Genomic DNA, 2100 nt, shown 5'->3' with positions numbered 1-2100 from the left:
TGCCAACGCCATCCGCGCACTCAGCATGGATGGCGTGCAAAAAGCCAAATCCGGTCACCCGGGCGCACCCATGGGTATGGCAGATATCGCCGAAGTCCTGTGGCACGATTACCTTAATCACAACCCGGCTAACCCGCACTGGGCCAACCGCGACCGTTTCGTCCTCTCCAACGGTCACGCTTCCATGCTCATCTACAACCTGCTGCACCTCACCGGCTACAACCTGCCGATTGAAGAGCTCAAGAACTTCCGCCAACTGCATTCCAAAACCCCGGGACACCCGGAGTACGGCTACACCGACGGCGTGGAAACCACCACCGGCCCGCTCGGGCAGGGCATTGCCAACGCGGTCGGGATGGCGCTGGCAGAACGCACGCTGGCGGCGCAGTTCAACCGTCCGGGTCACGATATCGTTGACCATTTCACCTACGTATTCATGGGTGATGGCTGCATGATGGAAGGCATCTCCCACGAGGTGTGTTCGCTGGCCGGTACCCTGAAGCTGGGCAAGCTGGTGGCATTCTATGACGACAACGGCATCTCCATTGACGGTCACGTGGAAGGCTGGTTTACCGATGACACCGCGGCACGCTTCGAAGCCTACGGCTGGCACGTGGTGCGTGGGGTTGACGGCCATGACGCCGATGCCATCACCCGCGCTATCGAACAGGCGCGCGCGGTGACGGACAAACCGTCCCTGCTGATGTGCAAAACCGTGATTGGTTTCGGCTCACCGAACAAGGCCGGTACTCACGATTCCCACGGTGCGCCGCTGGGTGACGCCGAAGTGGCCGCTTCACGCGAACAGTTGGGCTGGAAATATCCGCCGTTTGAAATCCCCGCTGAAATCTATGCCGCCTGGGATGCCAAAGCCGCTGGCGCGCAGAAAGAGAGCGCCTGGAGCGAGACGTTCGCCGCCTATGCCAGGGCCTATCCGGAACTGGCTGCAGAATTCAAACGCCGTACCGTCGGTGACCTGCCGGCCAACTGGCAGGCTGATGCCCAGAAATTCATTGAAGACCTGCAAGCCAACCCGGCGAAAATTGCCAGCCGCAAGGCCTCGCAGAACGCGCTGGAAGCCTACGGCAAACTGCTGCCGGAATTCCTCGGCGGCTCTGCCGACCTGGCACCGAGCAACCTGACCATCTGGTCCGGCTCGGTTTCGCTGGATAAAGACCCGGCGGGCAACTACATCCACTACGGGGTGCGCGAATTCGGCATGACCGCCATCGCCAACGGTCTGGCGCTGTACGGCGGCTTCCTGCCGTATACCGCGACCTTCCTGATGTTTGTGGAATATGCCCGTAACGCGGTACGCATGGCCGCACTGATGAAAATCCGCAGCATCTACGTCTATACCCATGACTCCATCGGTCTGGGCGAAGACGGCCCGACGCACCAGCCGGTAGAGCAACTGGCAAGCCTGCGCGTGACGCCGAACATGAGCACCTGGCGTCCGGCGGATCAGGTAGAAACCGCGGTGGCGTGGAAATACGCCATCGAGCGCAAGGATGGCCCGACGGCGCTGATCCTGTCGCGTCAAAACCTGGCACAACAGGCACGCACCGAGCAGCAACTGGCGGATGTGGCGAAAGGCGCTTACGTGCTGAAAGACAGCGACAGCCAACCGGATCTGATCCTGATTGCTACCGGTTCAGAAGTGGAACTGGCAGTGGCGGCTTACGACGTGCTGAGCGCGCAGGGTCACAAGGTACGTGTGGTTTCCATGCCGTCCATCGATGCATTCGACAAGCAGGATGCGGCCTACCGTGAAGCGGTGCTGCCGAAAGCGGTGAGCGCACGTGTAGCGATCGAAGCGGGCATTGCAGACTACTGGTACAAGTATGTCGGCCTGAACGGGGCGATAGTGGGCATGACGAGCTTCGGCGAATCGGCTCCGGCGGAAAAACTGTTCGAGGTGTTTGGCTTTACGGTGGATAACGTGGTGGCAAAAGCCAGCGCGTTGCTGAAATAAGCCTCAGACTGCTGATAAAACCACTTTGTGCCCTTGTCATCCTCGGCGAAAGCCGGGGATCTCGGTGAGAATGAACGCGTTTCGCCTGTCAGAGATTCCCGCCTGCGCAGCAATGACGGGGGACG

The 2100-nt window shown here is 60.4% G+C and carries 1 protein-coding gene; it reads left to right on the top strand.

The window, feature by feature from the left end; genetic code table 11:
* Positions 1-1975 (top strand): transketolase (gene tkt, locus ACTBDZ_RS17255; RefSeq protein ID WP_438816201.1); only part of this gene is annotated, 1975 nt, incomplete at its 5' end.
* Positions 1976-2100 lie beyond the last annotated feature (125 nt).

This window comes from Symbiopectobacterium sp. (assembly GCF_051710365.1).
Lineage (GTDB): Bacteria > Pseudomonadota > Gammaproteobacteria > Enterobacterales > Enterobacteriaceae > Symbiopectobacterium.
The sequence above is the reverse complement of the archived record's forward strand: the minus strand, read 5'-3'. Positions and strand labels throughout refer to the sequence as shown.